Origin of the sequence: Chryseobacterium arachidis (assembly GCF_900129245.1) — a bacterium.
Taxonomy (GTDB): domain Bacteria; phylum Bacteroidota; class Bacteroidia; order Flavobacteriales; family Weeksellaceae; genus Chryseobacterium; species Chryseobacterium arachidis.
This window is the reverse complement of sequence record NZ_FQUT01000001.1, coordinates 742,002-756,739: the sequence shown is the minus strand read 5'-3', so window position 1 is coordinate 756,739 and position 14,738 is coordinate 742,002. Positions and strand designations below refer to the sequence as shown.

Annotated in this window: 16 protein-coding genes; 9 read left to right on the top strand and 7 right to left on the bottom strand. The window is 38.2% G+C overall.

All coding sequences use genetic code 11. From position 1 onward, the window contains the following. Nucleotides 1-14: 14 nt before the first annotated feature. Nucleotides 15-788, bottom strand: coding sequence for an SDR family oxidoreductase (locus BUA89_RS03395; RefSeq protein WP_072953210.1), 774 nt, complete (start codon nt 786-788; stop codon nt 15-17). Nucleotides 789-904: 116 nt separating this feature from the next. Between BUA89_RS03395 and BUA89_RS03390 the strand changes: the two genes are divergently transcribed. From BUA89_RS03390 to BUA89_RS03380, 3 genes are all read left to right on the top strand, one after another. Next, nucleotides 905-1,231: a winged helix-turn-helix transcriptional regulator gene (locus BUA89_RS03390; RefSeq protein ID WP_072953209.1), complete on the top strand. Its 327-nt coding sequence runs from the start codon at nt 905-907 to the stop codon at nt 1,229-1,231. Nucleotides 1,232-1,394: 163 nt separating this feature from the next. Further along, a complete protein-coding gene (locus BUA89_RS03385; RefSeq protein ID WP_072953208.1) occupies nt 1,395-2,294 on the top strand; it encodes a helix-turn-helix domain-containing protein in 900 nt (299 codons plus the stop codon). A 78-nt stretch (nt 2,295-2,372) separates the two neighbouring features. Next, nucleotides 2,373-3,209, top strand: a complete 837-nt coding sequence (locus tag BUA89_RS03380; protein WP_072953207.1) for an SDR family NAD(P)-dependent oxidoreductase — start codon at nt 2,373-2,375, stop codon at nt 3,207-3,209. Between the two features lie 190 nt (nt 3,210-3,399). Here the strand turns inward: BUA89_RS03380 and BUA89_RS03375 are convergent, their stop codons facing one another. Next, on the bottom strand, nt 3,400-3,741 hold the full coding sequence (locus BUA89_RS03375; RefSeq protein ID WP_072953206.1) for a winged helix-turn-helix transcriptional regulator: 342 nt from the start codon (nt 3,739-3,741) through the stop codon (nt 3,400-3,402). Between the two features lie 157 nt (nt 3,742-3,898). Between BUA89_RS03375 and BUA89_RS03370 the strand changes: the two genes are divergently transcribed. Then, nucleotides 3,899-4,807, top strand: a complete 909-nt coding sequence (locus BUA89_RS03370; RefSeq protein WP_262487531.1) for an aldo/keto reductase — start codon at nt 3,899-3,901, stop codon at nt 4,805-4,807. An 89-nt stretch (nt 4,808-4,896) separates the two neighbouring features. On the opposite strand, the gene BUA89_RS03365 is transcribed toward BUA89_RS03370, so the two are convergent. Further along, complete coding sequence (locus BUA89_RS03365; protein ID WP_072953293.1) at nt 4,897-5,247, bottom strand: winged helix-turn-helix transcriptional regulator; 351 nt, start codon at nt 5,245-5,247, stop codon at nt 4,897-4,899. Between the two features lie 199 nt (nt 5,248-5,446). On the opposite strand from BUA89_RS03365, the gene BUA89_RS03360 reads away from it, so the two are divergent. From BUA89_RS03360 to BUA89_RS03340, 5 genes are all read left to right on the top strand, one after another. Continuing rightward, complete coding sequence (locus BUA89_RS03360) at nt 5,447-6,403, top strand: NADP-dependent oxidoreductase (RefSeq protein WP_072953204.1); 957 nt, start codon at nt 5,447-5,449, stop codon at nt 6,401-6,403. A 106-nt stretch (nt 6,404-6,509) separates the two neighbouring features. Then, nucleotides 6,510-7,259 (top strand): SDR family NAD(P)-dependent oxidoreductase, encoded by a 750-nt coding sequence (locus BUA89_RS03355; protein WP_072953203.1) that lies wholly within the window; start codon nt 6,510-6,512, stop codon nt 7,257-7,259. Between the two features lie 92 nt (nt 7,260-7,351). Beyond that, entirely contained in the window at nt 7,352-8,218 is an 867-nt protein-coding gene (locus BUA89_RS03350) for a carbon-nitrogen hydrolase family protein (protein ID WP_072953202.1), read from the top strand. 375 nt (nt 8,219-8,593) lie between these two features. Then, on the top strand, nt 8,594-9,412 hold the full coding sequence (locus BUA89_RS03345; protein ID WP_072953201.1) for an AraC family transcriptional regulator: 819 nt from the start codon (nt 8,594-8,596) through the stop codon (nt 9,410-9,412). 71 nt (nt 9,413-9,483) lie between these two features. Continuing rightward, complete coding sequence (locus BUA89_RS03340) at nt 9,484-10,053, top strand: NAD(P)H-dependent oxidoreductase (protein ID WP_072953200.1); 570 nt, start codon at nt 9,484-9,486, stop codon at nt 10,051-10,053. A gap of 348 nt (nt 10,054-10,401) precedes the next feature. On the opposite strand, the gene BUA89_RS03335 is transcribed toward BUA89_RS03340, so the two are convergent. The 4 genes from BUA89_RS03335 to BUA89_RS03320 form a co-directional block, all read right to left on the bottom strand. Further along, nucleotides 10,402-11,874 carry an alpha-amylase gene (locus BUA89_RS03335; RefSeq protein ID WP_072953199.1) on the bottom strand — a complete coding sequence of 491 codons (1,473 nt, stop codon included), beginning with the start codon at nt 11,872-11,874 and terminating at the stop codon, nt 10,402-10,404. A gap of 6 nt (nt 11,875-11,880) precedes the next feature. Further along, entirely contained in the window at nt 11,881-12,633 is a 753-nt protein-coding gene (locus BUA89_RS03330; RefSeq protein WP_072953198.1) for an SDR family oxidoreductase, read from the bottom strand. Between the two features lie 24 nt (nt 12,634-12,657). Beyond that, on the bottom strand, nt 12,658-13,170 hold the full coding sequence (locus tag BUA89_RS03325) for a CinA family protein (protein ID WP_072953197.1): 513 nt from the start codon (nt 13,168-13,170) through the stop codon (nt 12,658-12,660). Nucleotides 13,171-13,684: 514 nt separating this feature from the next. Further along, entirely contained in the window at nt 13,685-14,692 is a 1,008-nt protein-coding gene (locus BUA89_RS03320; RefSeq protein ID WP_072953196.1) for an SDR family oxidoreductase, read from the bottom strand. Nucleotides 14,693-14,738 lie beyond the last annotated feature (46 nt).

The following is a 14,738-nucleotide window of genomic DNA, read 5'->3' as shown; positions in this document are numbered from 1 at the left end:
GTCAAACCCAAGTATTATAAAACCGGAAGTGTACCGCCATCAATCCTGTAGTTTGCTCCTGTGATGTATTTTGCCTCAGGTGAAACCAAAAAGCTGACAAGTTCTGCTACCTCCTCGGGTTCTGCCATTCTGCCTAATGGAAGATCTCCAATTTCATTTTTAATGGATTTAAAAGTTTCCTCAATAGACGTTCCACTTTTTTCTGCGATATCAGCAATAAAAGCTTCCATCAAAGGTGTTTTGACCAAGCCTGGAGAAACTGCATTAACTCTTATCCCTTGTGGTCCCAATTCGCTTGCCAAAGCTTTTGTATAGGCATTTAAAGCAGCCTTTGAAGCAGAATACGACATGGTCATTTTCCAAAGAGGCTGTAATGCAGCGCCTGTAGATATATTGATGATCACGCCCTGCTTCTGTGCCACCATGCCCGGAATCAGTGCTTTATTTACCCTTACAGCAGACATGAGATTCAGCTGTATCTCGTTATTCCAGTCCTCATCAGTTAAGGTACTGTATCCCCCACCAGGGCTGGTATTGGCTCCGGCATTATTTACCACAATATCCACTTTGCCGAATTTTTCCAGAAGTTCGTCTGCAATGATCTGGCCTGCCTCCGGTTTGCTCAGGTCACCTGCTATAAAATAATGCACAGTTTCCTCATCTGGTTTTGTACGGGCTGTTATGATAACCTGAGCCCCCAGCGAAGAAAGCTTATCAGCAATCGCTTTTCCGATACCTTTTGTTCCGCCCGTAACGAGCGCTATTTTTCCTTCTAATGAATTTTCCATAATGTTAAATTGAAATATTATGTTGCAAATCTAAACCCAATACTTTACATTTGAAAGTAGTTACATAAATGTAAAGTAATACCAAAAAGTACAGCCTTACAGCAAATCAAAACGTTATGAGCAAAAAAAATTCTGAAAAAATTTTAGGTAAGTGTGTGATCCAGGAAATTTTGGATATAATTGGAGGGAAATGGTCAATGTCAATCATTTTTGCTCTTCTTCACGGTACCAAAAGATTCAACGAGCTTCAAAAATTAGTTACCAATATCAATACCCGAATGCTGGTGAAAGAATTAAAGAATATGGAAGAAAATGGAATTGTTATCCGGGAGGTTTTTGCCACTGTACCCCCAACAGTGCAGTATACACTCACAGAAAAAGGAAGAAAGCTGGAACCCAGTCTTACAGAGCTCTTCAAATGGGGCGAAGAATTTGTAAATTAAATCTTGATATTTTAATTTTCCAGCGAAAGGATTATCCAAAATATCGCCAAATCATTATCTGATGTTAGACTACAGCCATCTTCCTCCACTAAATTAGCTAAGCTTCTAAAGGCGCTTACTACAAAATTATGTCAGTTTGCTATAGATTAGCTAGCTTTGCGATATGCCAGATAAGAAAAGTTTAGCGGCATTTTATGCCCATAAGTTTCATGATACACCACCGATCCCACCGCTGGGAGCCGGAGAGTTCAACGTTTTTCGGCTGGCGGACAGTAATGGCGGAACTTCTCCCGCACCATATGCTCGTTATGATTTCTTTAAGATCATGCTGATCCGTGGCAGGCACCGCTGTCATTATGCGGATAAAAGCATTGAACTGACCGGTAGTACACTTATTTTCTTTAATCCAGCAGTTCCCTACCGTTTTGAACGGCTCGATCATGACTCGGCGGGATATTTTTGTTTGTTTAAAGAATCTTTTTATCTGGAATATTTACGGAACGGAATTCAGGATATGACCATGTTTCAAAGAGGTCATCAGCATGTGTATCCTTTAAATAACAATCAGGATAAGGATGTGGAATTGCTTTTTGAAAAGATGCTGAATGAAGCTACTTCCGATTATCGGTTTAAATATAACCTGCTCAGAAATCAAGTGTTCGAACTGCTTCATTATACAATGAAAATGCAGCCTTGTGAAAATTTATTCGAGCATCCAGACGCCAATGCCCGCATCACCTCTATTTTTACTGAAATGCTGGAACGCCAGTTTCCGATTGAATCAATTGCACAGTGTCTTGAAATGCGTTCGCCAGCTGATTTCGCAGAAAAGCTTGCAGTACATGTCAACCACCTCAACAGGGCAGTAAAGCTTACAACCGGAAAAACTACAACGGAACATATTTCACAGAGGATAACTGCGGAGGCCACCGCTCTGCTCAAACATACGGATTGGAATATCGCTGATATCAGTTATTGCCTTGGCTTCGCCCATCCCTCGCATTTTACTTATTTTTTTAAGAAACAGACCAATGCTACACCTACTTCTGTCCGCAATGTTTGAATTTTGATAGTAACGGTTTGATTTGAGTTAATCGCAGAATATCCTTCTGTCTAACTTTGCATCATAAAATCAGACAAAATGCAAAATCAAAAAACATGGTTCATTACCGGAGCTTCAAAAGGTCTTGGCCTCACTTTAGCTAAACAGTTATTAAAAGCTGGTCATAGCGTAGCTGCCACATCCCGTAATACGGAAGTGCTCATTGATGCTATCGGTAAAAAGTATACCGATAATCTATTGCCGTTAAAGGTAGATCTGGCCAATGAGAACAGTGTTTCAACCGGAGTACAAAAAGCATATGAAAAATTTGGGAGCATAGATGTTGTGGTGAATAATGCAGGGTACGGGATCGGAGGAACTATAGAAGAACTCAGCGACAGAGAAACCCGAGACAGTTTCGATATTAACGTATTCGGAACGATCAACGTGATCCGTCATGTAGTACCGATCATGAGAAAACAATCATCTGGGCATATCATTAACATTTCATCCATTGCAGGCATTGCTCCCTCTGCAGGCTGGTCGATATATGGTGCTGCTAAACATGCCGTGATCGGTCTTACAGAAGTATTGGCTGATGATGTCAAAGCACTCGGTATTAAAGTAACACTGATTGCTCCGGGTGCCTTTCGTACAAATTTTAACAACCCCGACTCTCTTGTTCTGGCAGAAAATAGAATTGAAGCCTATTCCCATATCCACAATCTGAATGACCGTTTTGCTGCATTAAGTGGCAGCCAAAAAGGAGATCCCCTAAAGGCAGCAAAAGTGATGATGGAAATCACCGAGATGCAGCAACCTCCGCTCTATTTACTTTTGGGCAGTGATGCATATTCGCGTGCGTTGACAAAACTCAATCTGCTTAAATCTGATTATCAGCAGTGGGAAATGCTTACAAAATCAACAGATTTTTAATGACAGGAAGTTGCCAAAGAACGGTCTATAACAAGTCTGTGGTATAAAAAATAATATTAATTTTTAATAATATCCAGGTTAATCAGGACGTTCCGGCAGTTGGGTTTCTAATTTCAATCCATGGCGATATGTGCTGATTGTTACATTCCGACATTACTGATTATTACGAAAATAAGCTTTCTGGCAAAACTTAAAACAGTTGCTCCAATTCATTTCTGTGATCCTCACCCCATTGTGCAGTTAACTTGATAACAGGTATCAGGCTTTCGCCCAACTCGGTAAGTTCATACTCTACTTTCAGGGGAAGCTCATCGTAAACGACTTTCTTGATTAAGCCGTGTTCCATCAATTGGTTCAGCTGCGCGTCAAGTACACGCCGGGAGGCATTAGGTATTTTCCGCTGGAGTTCACCAGGACGTTTAATTCCTGAATGTATCGCCCAGAGTAAACTTATTTTCCATTTTCCCTGAACCACCTGCAGGAAAAGATGTAAACCGCAATCCAAATTGACCGGAAGCTTTTTTTCGTACATCGCTTATTTATTTTGTAGCTAAAAAATTGGTATAGATAAATTTGTCCGTAATTGACATAGCTGCTTTCTACAACTAACTTTGCTGCAAAGTAAATGTAAAAATATGAAATACAAGTTATTTGGATCAAAAACCGGGCTTTATGCCAGTGAAATAATATTGGGAGCTGCCAACTTTGGAACAAGAAAAGGCTATGGTGCAGACCAGCAGGAATCAGAAAAGATTCTAAAAGCTTACGCAGAGGATGGTGGTAATTTTATCGATATTTCGGATGTTTACCAATTTGGAGAAGCGGAAGAAATCGTGGGTAATTTTATGCAAGGTCAGCGGAGCAATTTTATTATCTGCTCAAAATACACCAGAAGCAGTGACCCCAGCCCGGCCATCAGTAATTTTGGCAATAACCGCAAGTCTATGCGGCTGGCTGTTGAAAAGAGTCTGAAAAGGCTGAAGACAGATTATATTGATATTTATATGCCTCATTATGATGACTGGGTAACTCCTTTTGAAGAAATAGCCATTGGACTACAGGATCTGATCCGCGAAGGAAAAATACTGTATGCGGGACTGACGAATTTTCCGGCATGGAAGGCATCATCCATTGCATCATTAATAAAACTTTCTGCATTGCAAGTTGAGTATAATTTATTGCAGCGTACAGCAGACCGTGAACTGATCCCGATGGCAAAAGAATTTGGTCTTGGTGTGATGATATACTCACCTCTTGCAGGCGGACTGCTTACCGCAAAATACAGAAAGGGAGAAGCAGGGCGCATCAGTCATTCTACTGACGCTGAATATTCGGAAGACGAAAAAACCAAACTGATCATTGATGGACTGGTAGCAATTGCAGAAAAATATGAAGCTACGCCTGGCCAAATTACATTTGCATGGACTTTATCCAAGAATGCATTTCCCTTGCTTGGAGCACGAAATATCAATCAATTTGGGCAAAGCATTAAAGCTGCTGAAATCAATTTGACAGCTGAAGAATTAGCACATTTAGATGCCTTAAGCTCCATTAGTTTGGGGTATCCGCACGATCTGTTGAATACTGTACGGGGTTGATTAGAATGATCAACCGACTGTAGATCTGAAAGAAGTAATCTAAAAGGTTACTTCGTTCAGATTTACACTTTTAAAATCATTATTTGAACCTAACTTTTATCGGTTATCAGTCTTTTATGCTTCTTTCCCCACTCGATCATATCGGTAATTAAAGCTCCATATTCCTTTGCATACTCTGTAAACTCATATTCTATAATTGATGGGAAATCTATATCAACTTTACGTGTGATCAGTTTATTGGCTTCCAGCTCCTTTAAATTTAGTGATAACATTCGTTTGGTAATTGTGGGAATACTCTTTTCGATATCACTGAAACGCTTATTACCATTACATATTGAGTAAATTATAGGCAGTTTCCACTTACCTCCGATCACATAAATTGTATCCTGCAATGCTTTAATATCCTGAGCATCAATTGTTGTTTTTACACATTCTTTCATATCCTTATTCTTTACTATTCGGTTATCAGCGCAAATTTTGCCTTCATTCAAGACTTCCATTTTTTGCTCCCGAGTATCAGCCATGATACTGGTTACAAAGTTATACCTAATTGCTTATAACTTTGCATAAGAAATTGAGATAAAGATCAAAATTTTAAAAAATTTATCACATTCTCAACAATATTATATAATCATTCAAATGAAAGCAGTCATACTAAAAAAACAGGGAGATGTTGACCAATTATCAATGGTAGAGCTCCCTATTCCAACACCCAATGATGATGAGGTGCTCATCAGAGTACATGCAATAAGCATTAATCCCACAGATATATATGCCCGGCAAAACCCTGCATTAGACTACATATTTAACAATGAAACCCCCAAAATATTGGGTTGGGATATTTCGGGTGTCATTGAAACTGTAGGAAACAATGTCAGCACATTTACTGTTGGTGATGAGGTGTTTGGTCTACTCAATTTCCCAACTTTTACAACAGCCGGACACGCTAAAGCTTATGCAGAATATGTAGTTGCCAACATAGCTGATATTACAATAAAACCTGATAATATCTCCCATGATGAAGCTGCTGCTGCAGGCATGGCAGCATTAACTACCTGGCAGCCGCTCATTAAAAATCCTATAAAAATGGGTGATCGTGTACTTATAACCGCAGCAGGTGGCGGTGTGGGGCATTTTGCAGTGCAGTTTGCCAAATATTTTGGTGCTTATGTTATTGCTGTAGCTTCCGGATCAAAAAAGGATTTGGTGATGAGCCTCGGCGCAGATGAATTTGTCGATTATCAAAAGACTGACTTCCTAAAGGTAACCGAACCGGTAGACTATGTTATTGAAGGATTGCGGGATGAGCATATCCAAAAAACCCTTAGTATAGTGAAAAAAGGAGGTACATTATTAAGCCTATGGTCTCACATTGAGGGAAGCGAATGGGAAAAGCGTGCTAAAGAATTAGATGTGCATGCCTATTACAATGCTGTTGTTTCAAACGGGAAAGATATGACCGCCATTGCAGGATTAATGAAAGAAGGTTTAGTAAAATCACATGTTTCCAAGAAGTTTAAACTTGAAGAAATAGCACAGGCTCATACAGAACTTGAAAAAAATCACACTGCAGGTAAAATTATCGTCAATCCGTAACAATAAAGCTTTAATGAAAGTCTTAGAAATTGTACATATTCAATGTTACAAGCATTAGATTATCTATAAACTGATATTAACGAACTTACAATAAAATTTAAATAAAATGTCAAAATTAAAAGAAAAAGCAGCCTTCGTTACCGGAGGAACTCGCGGAATGGGAAAAGCAATTGTAGAACGCCTTGCAAAAGAAGGCGCAATGGTTGCCTTCACTTATTTAAACTCAGAAAGCAACGCTCAGCAAATCGTATCTGATATTGTTGAGGCCGGAGGAAAAGCAGTAGCCATAAAAGCTAATGGAGCAATTCAAGGAGCTGTAGAAAGTGCCATCGAAGAAGCTGTAGCAGCATTTGGTAGGATCGATATACTGGTCAATAATGCTGCTGTAGCCGTAAACGGTCCAATTGAAACTGCAAGCGAAAGAGCAGAAGCATACAATAACCAGATCGATGTAAATATTCGTTCTGTTGCCGAAGCCGTTAGAACTGCACAGAAATATATGCCTGACGGTGGAAGAATCATCAACATTGCCTCGGTTGGTGGAATCAGGATTGGCAGTCCGGGTATGTCTGATTACATAGCCACAAAAGCCGCTGTTTCTGCTTATACCCGAGGTCTTGCCTGGGATCTCGCGCCCAGAAAAATTACAGTGAACAGTGTAGAGCCGGGAGCTACGGAAACAGATATGCTTATTAATGCTGATGAAAATATACGCCAGTATCTTATGGAATCCATTCCATTAAAGCGCTTTGCCCTTCCAGAGGAAGTAGCATCTTTGGTTAATTTCCTAGCGGGTGATGAAGCAGGATACATCACAGGCAGCAGCTTTAAAATTGATGGCGGTATTTCTGCATAATTGATTTTGAAACAATATAAAACAGGACAAGGTTTTCAAACTTTGTCCTGTTGTTTAAATAGTCCATTGTATATTATTAAAAATAATTAAGTATGAATGTTACGGTATGTGAACTCAGTAATGACAGAAAGGAATTTTTAGAAGACTGGCGAGAACTCCAAATTTATCTCAACCAAAATAAGACAGATTTATTACTCTTACCTGAAATGCCTTTTTATTCATGGTTTGTTAATAGCAAAGAGGTCTCAGAAGATGTACAGCAAAAAAGTGTAGAACAACATCAGCTTTGGCTTAAGGAAGTAGAAAAGCTCGAGACTAAGTATATTGTTTATTCTGCTCCCGAGACTGTTGGTACAAAATTTTACAATACGGCATTTGTTTTTCAAAAGGGAAAAGGCCATCGGAAAATTCATACCAAAGCCCTTTTTCCGGAAGAAGATCATTTTTGGGAAGAAAGCTGGTTCGACAGAGAAGATAATATTTCCTTTGAGACAGTTCAGCTTGATGATTTGAAAATTGGTGTGCTCATGTGTACTGAACTGTGGTTCACAGAAAGGGCCCGTCACTATGGAAAACAAAATGCAGATCTATTGTTATGTCCCAGAGCAACGGGGAAATCTTCTGTTGAACAATGGTTAATAATTGGTAGAGCGTCAGCAATTATATCGGGAGCCTACTGTTTGAGTTCAAACAGGTCAGGACAAAGTGCTGAATTCGATTGGGGTGGCACAGGCTGGATTATAGAACCAATGACTGGCAATTTGTTAGAATCAACCACCCCGGAAAGAAAATTTGTCACTCATTCCATAGATTTAAAAAAAACAGCGCAAGCAAAGAAAGAATATCCGCTTAATGTTAACGATTTTATGGCTGAAATGACTAAAAGCACAGAAGTTACAGTAAACGCTATTTTGCCAGGGCCAACAAAATCACGCGGTATCGAAAGGTTTCATAAATGATATGACTGCTGCAAGCAATATAACTCTGCTGAAGCGGAAGCTGATTTCTTCAAAGATATCCGCCCAACTTCTTTAATACAGCGTTTTGCCAAAGTCGAAGAATTTGCTGATACGGTCGCTTACTATGCAAGTCCTTTGGCGTCTGCGACCAATGGAGCAGCTATTCGTGTAGAAGGCGGAACAATTAAAGCAGTTATATAATATTTGAACTCCGTTTGCCATTAACTTTAATAGAGAAGATGGCGAACGGTTCCATTTAAATCTTTGGCAAATTCTCCTGTAATTCTTTATAATTATATTTGTATCAATTAGCTGAGCTTTTCAATGTTCATCAGAATACCATAACTTGATCATCTAATTAAACAGTCCATAACTATGATTGAAGATAATAAATTTAACAACTATAGAATTGCCGTTCCTGCTGAGTTTGAGTCAGTCTTTTCTCATTTTTATTTTGCGGAAAACAAATCCGAGGAATTTATCACAAAGACTTTTCTTCCCTCCTATCAAACAATCTTAATTTTCAATTTTGGCTGCAAGGCAATACTGCATTCCAAGCAGAATTCACAGATCGAAGTTGAAAAATGTTTAATTTTAGGCCCTATAAAAAAAGCCTTTGATTATTCACTCCCTCCCAAATCTGAGATTCTGGTCGCAAACTTTAAAGACGATTCTTTCTACCGTTTCTTCGGAGCTGCTTCCATTGCAGAACATTTACCAATAAACCCAGATGTTCTATTAAATCAAAATTGTTTTACAGCCTTATGGGAAGAACTAAGCAAAATTCACACAACCGACAGAAGAATAGATTTTATCCTGAAATTTTGCAAACCTTATCTTCAAAACAGAAATCAAGTACTGGAAAGTTTGACGGCTACGGATAATCCAAATCTTGACAAAATTAAATCTGTTGCCGCCCTACACAATCATACGGAAAGAAACATTCAGCTTTACCATAAAAAATATCTTGGATATTCAGCTAAAGAAATCAATCGTTATGAACGCTTTCTAAATGCTGTAAAATTTATACAGCACAATATCACTTTAAAAAATAAAGTTGATTGGTTTGAAATCGTTGACAAATGCGGATACTATGACCAAAGCCAATTGATACGAGATTTCAAATATTATATTGATCTTAGCCCAACCAAATATCTTGAATTTCAACAGGCAATCTGTAATCCTAAATCCTGATTTCGTTTTCTTACAATTCTAACAGATGAAGCTTAGATACTTTTGTTCTATCAAAAATAAAAAATAGAACAATGAAACATCTCATTATTTTCGTACATCCAAATGAGGAAAGCCTCAACTACCAGTTATTAAAAACTGCTGTAAAAAGTTTACAAGAAAGAAACCATGAAATTGAAATCAGGGATTTAAATAAACTTAATTTCAACCCTGTACTTTCACTGGAGGATATCGCCGGACAGCGTATAGGCAAAGTATCTGATGACGTCAAAAGAGAGCAGGACTACGTCACTTGGGCAGATCATATCACATTTATTTATCCGATCTGGTGGACCGGTATGCCAGCAATTATGAAAGGATATATAGACCGCGTTTTCAGTTATGGCTTTGCCTATCGTTACGATGAAGGTGTACAAAAAGGTCTGCTTGCAGGTAAGCTCACTACCATTATCAATACCCATGGCAAATCCAAAGAAGAATATGAAAATAGCGGAATGAACAAAGCACTTTCCCTTACTTCGGATACAGGTGTATTTATCTACTGTGGGCTAAAAATCAACCGACATTTATTCTTTGACAAAGCAGACCGAGCATCTCCTGAAACCATCGAAAACTGGAAACAGCAAATAGGAAATTTTTATTAATTGACAGTTACGGAAATTAGTAATTAAAGAGAAAATGTAAAAGTTAGGTTGGAGTTTTTAATTCAACTCCAACCTAAAAAAGCATTACATATCAATTAAACTATATTAAAATCAATAACTTAATTATTTAAACTACCTTTCAGTTTAACTAAAGCCTCACAACTTCCGTTATGAGGTCTTTTGTTTATATTAACTTTATAGATTATTCATATTCTTTATTCAACATCGGCATACAATATTTCATCAGCACTTTCCTGTGAAAATTAATACAGAAGATGCAATTGTCAAAAGTAAAAGCACCTTGAATTTATGACAACAATATATCCAGTTTCATCAATTTAATTTACATCATCTTTTTTTAATCCACACACTTACAGAACCAGAATTTACAGAAAAAATCCCTTTTCCATTTTCATTCGTCGTAATTATATCATCCCTTTGATTCAGAAAGTCTCTATATTCCGAATAAGCATTTTCTTTTCCCAAATCAATCTCTTTGTAACCTTCCTTATGATTGGAAAGAATAACAACACAGCCATTGTGCTTATTATCGCCTTTTCTAATCCAGGCAATACAGTTGGGATGATCAAAATAGTCAATTTGCTCGCCACGGGCAAAATGTTGTCTGGCTTCTAATAATTTAGGTAAAACTTCAACTTTAGGCATAATAATTTTAATTTTCTCACCTTCTTTTACATCAGTATATTCCGCACCGAAAAGGTCCGGATAAAACACGCAGGGGTAAGCATCTTCAGAAAGTAAAATGATGGCATAGGCCAATGGCTTAAACCAATCTTTCACTGCAGATTCCAAAGCCTGCAGCTTCTGTGTATCATGATTTTCAACAAAAGAAACTGAAAAAACAGGCTTTTTCTCTAAAAAGCTTCCCTTTAAAATTTCGCTTAAATTATACTGCTCTTTTTCTTTCGAGGCCTCAAAAAAATTATAGTGCAAAGGTGCATCAAAGCATGAAATCAAATCATCCATCTTGTCCGAAAAATAATTGATTTTTTCAGCCTCATCTTTCCAGAATTCTCCTAAAACATAGCAATCCGGATTCAGTTCTATTTTAATATAGGTAATCCATTCTTTAAGAAAATCAGAAGAAATATGCTTCAAAGCATCCAGGCGAATTCCATCGGCTTTCGTACTTTCCAGATACCATTTGATCCAGTTTTTCATTTCCTGAACCACATGAGGATTGCGATATTCTACATCGGCACCCATCAGATAATCATAATTTCCGAACTGATGACTTACGGTATCCGGCCAATCTGTTCCGTATTCATTATGGATTTTGAAAATCCCGGTCTTCTTCTCACTATCTTTATGGATAGCATCAATACCGCTGAAGCAGCGATAATCCCATATAAAATCTGAATATTTCCCCTGTCTGCCGGGAAACGTAAATTTTGTGCATGCTGTAACTTCAAAAGGATCAGAAATTATTTCATTACGATTTTCTTCATTCACCTCATGTACTGTGATCTTTTCCTCCTCATCACCGCCCATTCTGTGGTTCAGCACAATATCGGTGTAGACCTGAATTCCAGCTTCATGTGCTTTGTTTATCGCCTCGAGATAGTCTTCTTTTGTTCCATATCTTGTAGGGATACCGCCTTTCTGATCAAATTCACCAAGATCATACAGATCATAGATATCGTATCCACGGCCCATTTTTCCCAAACTGCATTTATTAGCCGGAGGAAGCCAGGCCGCTGTGAAGCCAAGATCCTTGAGATACTGTACATTACCGGCAAACTCATTCCATAAATCTCCTGAATAATACCAATGAAAATACTGAATAATAACTCCGTTCATAGCTTGCTAACCGTTAACAATTAAGCCTCCGTTAGGATGTAGAACCTGCCCTGTAATCTGCGCAGATGCCTCTGTAGCCAAAAATAAGAAACTTGTTGCAATTTCGTCCGTAGATGCATTACGCTTAAGGGGTGGTTTGTTTGGATCTTCCTCTTCTTCCCCAAACGTTTTTTCGGTAAGCGGCGTAGCAACAGAACCAGGAGCAACTGCATTAATACGGATCCCTTTCGGTTTAGACTGTAATGCCAGAGATCTCGTAAAAGAAACTATGGCACCTTTGGTAGCCGAATAATCCAGCAGCTCTTCATGACCGAGATAAGCAACTGCTGAAGTAGTATTGATGATAGAGCTCCCTTTTTTTAAATAAGGGAAAGCAGCTTTCGTCAACAAAATCATGCCGATAATATTCGAATTAAAAGTTTTTCTTATATTTTCTTCTTCCAGATCCAGAATGCTTTCAGAAGGAAATTGGGTTCCTGCGTTATTGATCAAAATATCAATTCCTCCAAGCTCCGACACTGTTTTTTCTACTGTATTTTTACAAAATTCGGCATCATTGATATCGCCATCAAAGGATAATGTTTTTCTTCCCAATGCTGCAATTTCATTCTTTGTTTTTTCTGCATCATCTTTATCGTGGTAATGAACGAAAGCGATATTGGCCCCTTCCTTCGAAAAAAGCAAGGCAATCGCTTTCCCAATTCCGCTGTCGGCCCCGGTGATTAAAACATTTTTGTCCTTTAGCTGTAAATTTTCCATATTTAATATTTTGGTGATGTGTATTTATTTTATTTCTTCTCTTAAGCTTATCTGTTTATCCATTTCTACTTTCAGGCATTCTATGATGAATTCACTATAGCATAACTGTGCACTGATAGAATCTTTTCTTGAATTGAGATCCATTTTCTGGGACAAAATAATTTGATTTTTGTAGGAAAAAGAAAAGTAGGCAAAAAGCTTATACTCCGATTCTTCTACCGGTGTTGCATAACCGGTAACTGCTATTCCCCAATCTGTACCGAATAATTTTGCAACATTCAGAGCCATTGCATCCGAAATATTCTGAGAAACACAGTTAGACTGCTTTCCTTCTTCTTCATCAATCTGTAAAAATTTCACTTTTTCATCAATAGTATAAGCGGTTATCCCGCCTTTAAAAAATTGTGAGGCATCTTTTATCTGAGAAAAAGAAAACTGCAAAAACCCCGCAGTAACACTCTCTGCAGTAGAAACTGTTTCTTCAGATGCCTGCAGGTGGTTTCCGATAAATTCTAATAGATCTTTCTGGAGATTCATTTTTGATTTATTTAAATTAAAAAAGCAACAAAGTAATGTCATTAACAGACAGTTCTGTAAAGCATTAAACTGATAATTAATTGTTTATTTATACATACCCACAATTTATATTGTCGACAAATTATCGAATAATAAAGCATCTTTATCGATCTTGAAAAGATTCAGGATCAATGTATAATTATATTTAAAATTCAGATTGAGGAGGTTATTTTTGAATACTTTACCGAATTTCGGAAATAGTAAATGAAAAATATATGATTATAATCAATAACAGAGGGCTTTCCGATGAATATTCTTTTCATCATAAAAATATCTCTAATTCTGTCTTAAAAAATTATGCTTTATAAAAACTACATTAAAACAAAAGACCACCCCATGTAGGCAGCCTTTAATTTTTATTTAATACAATCTTTAATTTCTCACTTTTAAATTTTCAAATTTAGCGTATGAAGATTTTAAACGACACATCTGACCCGAAACCAGTCTTGTACTTTACGGACAATTTAAGTAAGTTTTATGGCTGTCCGCTTCCTCCGGCAGCACCATAAATATGGCCTGTGGTAAAACTTGCACTGTTGTCTGCAAGCTGTACAAATATGGATGCCAGTTCAGCAGGCTGTCCCGGTCTTCCAATCGGAGTATCCCCACCGAATTTTTCTATTTTTTCCTGAGTCTGCCCACCGCTGATTTCAAGGGCAGTCCAAACCGGGCCTGGAGCAACACCATTCACTCGTATTCCTTTCGGTCCCAGCTGTTTTGCCAGCGATTTCACATAGCTTGTGGTTGCTGCCTTAGTTTGGGCATAATCATATAAATCTTCTGAAGGGTCATAGGCCTGAACCGAAGATAATCCTATGATACAGGAACCCGGCTTTAAATGAGGCAATGCGGCTTTTATAATCCAAAATGGAGCATAAATATTGGTTTTCATTGTTCTGTCGAATTCTTCGGTACTGATGTCCAGGACAGATGGATGTGTCTTCTGATGTCCGGCATTGTTAACCAATATATCCAATCCGTTAAGCTGTTCAACGGCCTCAGAAACCAGTTCTTTACAGAAATTCTCATCTCTTATATCCCCCGGAATAGCAACAGCTTTCCTTCCAGCCTTCCGAATAAGTTCAATAACCTGTCTTGCGTCTGGTTCCTCTTCCGGAAGATAATTAATTGCTACATCAGCGCCTTCACGGGCATAGGCAATGGCAGCAGCACGGCCAATCCCGGAATCTCCTCCCGTAATCAACGCTTTTCTGCCTCTGAGTCTTCCCGAGCCTACATAGCTTTCTTCCCCATGATCAGGTACAGGATCCATCTTGCTTGCGAGTCCTGGAAATGGCTGAAACTGTCTTTTAAAAGGCGGTTTGGGATATTTGGTCGTAGGATCTGTTAAATCCGGACCTTCAGCATTGTGAATTTTGTATTGTTTTGGAGACTGTGCCAAATATCCGGGAGAAACTGCTGCAACAGTAATAGTCGCTGCGATCTTCCCGATAGCATTTCTTCTTGTGATTTGTTTTTCCATTAATATTATAATTATTTGGTGATGTGGTGCAGAATAGTCTACAACT

Excerpts from the sequence above, each read along its gene's own strand:
- BUA89_RS03395 (WP_072953210.1), bottom strand. The coding sequence starts at position 788 with ATGGAAAATTCATTAGAAGGAAAAATAGCGCTCGTTACGGGCGGAACA.
- BUA89_RS03390 (WP_072953209.1), top strand. The coding sequence starts at position 905 with ATGAGCAAAAAAAATTCTGAAAAAATTTTAGGTAAGTGTGTGATCCAG.
- BUA89_RS03385 (WP_072953208.1), top strand. The coding sequence starts at position 1,395 with ATGCCAGATAAGAAAAGTTTAGCGGCATTTTATGCCCATAAGTTTCAT.
- BUA89_RS03380 (WP_072953207.1), top strand. The coding sequence starts at position 2,373 with ATGCAAAATCAAAAAACATGGTTCATTACCGGAGCTTCAAAAGGTCTT.
- BUA89_RS03375 (WP_072953206.1), bottom strand. The coding sequence starts at position 3,741 with ATGTACGAAAAAAAGCTTCCGGTCAATTTGGATTGCGGTTTACATCTT.
- BUA89_RS03365 (WP_072953293.1), bottom strand. The coding sequence starts at position 5,247 with ATGAAAGAATGTGTAAAAACAACAATTGATGCTCAGGATATTAAAGCA.
- BUA89_RS03360 (WP_072953204.1), top strand. The coding sequence starts at position 5,447 with ATGAAAGCAGTCATACTAAAAAAACAGGGAGATGTTGACCAATTATCA.
- BUA89_RS03355 (WP_072953203.1), top strand. The coding sequence starts at position 6,510 with ATGTCAAAATTAAAAGAAAAAGCAGCCTTCGTTACCGGAGGAACTCGC.
- BUA89_RS03350 (WP_072953202.1), top strand. The coding sequence starts at position 7,352 with ATGAATGTTACGGTATGTGAACTCAGTAATGACAGAAAGGAATTTTTA.
- BUA89_RS03345 (WP_072953201.1), top strand. The coding sequence starts at position 8,594 with ATGATTGAAGATAATAAATTTAACAACTATAGAATTGCCGTTCCTGCT.
- BUA89_RS03340 (WP_072953200.1), top strand. The coding sequence starts at position 9,484 with ATGAAACATCTCATTATTTTCGTACATCCAAATGAGGAAAGCCTCAAC.
- BUA89_RS03335 (WP_072953199.1), bottom strand. The coding sequence starts at position 11,874 with ATGAACGGAGTTATTATTCAGTATTTTCATTGGTATTATTCAGGAGAT.
- BUA89_RS03330 (WP_072953198.1), bottom strand. The coding sequence starts at position 12,633 with ATGGAAAATTTACAGCTAAAGGACAAAAATGTTTTAATCACCGGGGCC.
- BUA89_RS03325 (WP_072953197.1), bottom strand. The coding sequence starts at position 13,170 with ATGAATCTCCAGAAAGATCTATTAGAATTTATCGGAAACCACCTGCAG.
- BUA89_RS03320 (WP_072953196.1), bottom strand. The coding sequence starts at position 14,692 with ATGGAAAAACAAATCACAAGAAGAAATGCTATCGGGAAGATCGCAGCG.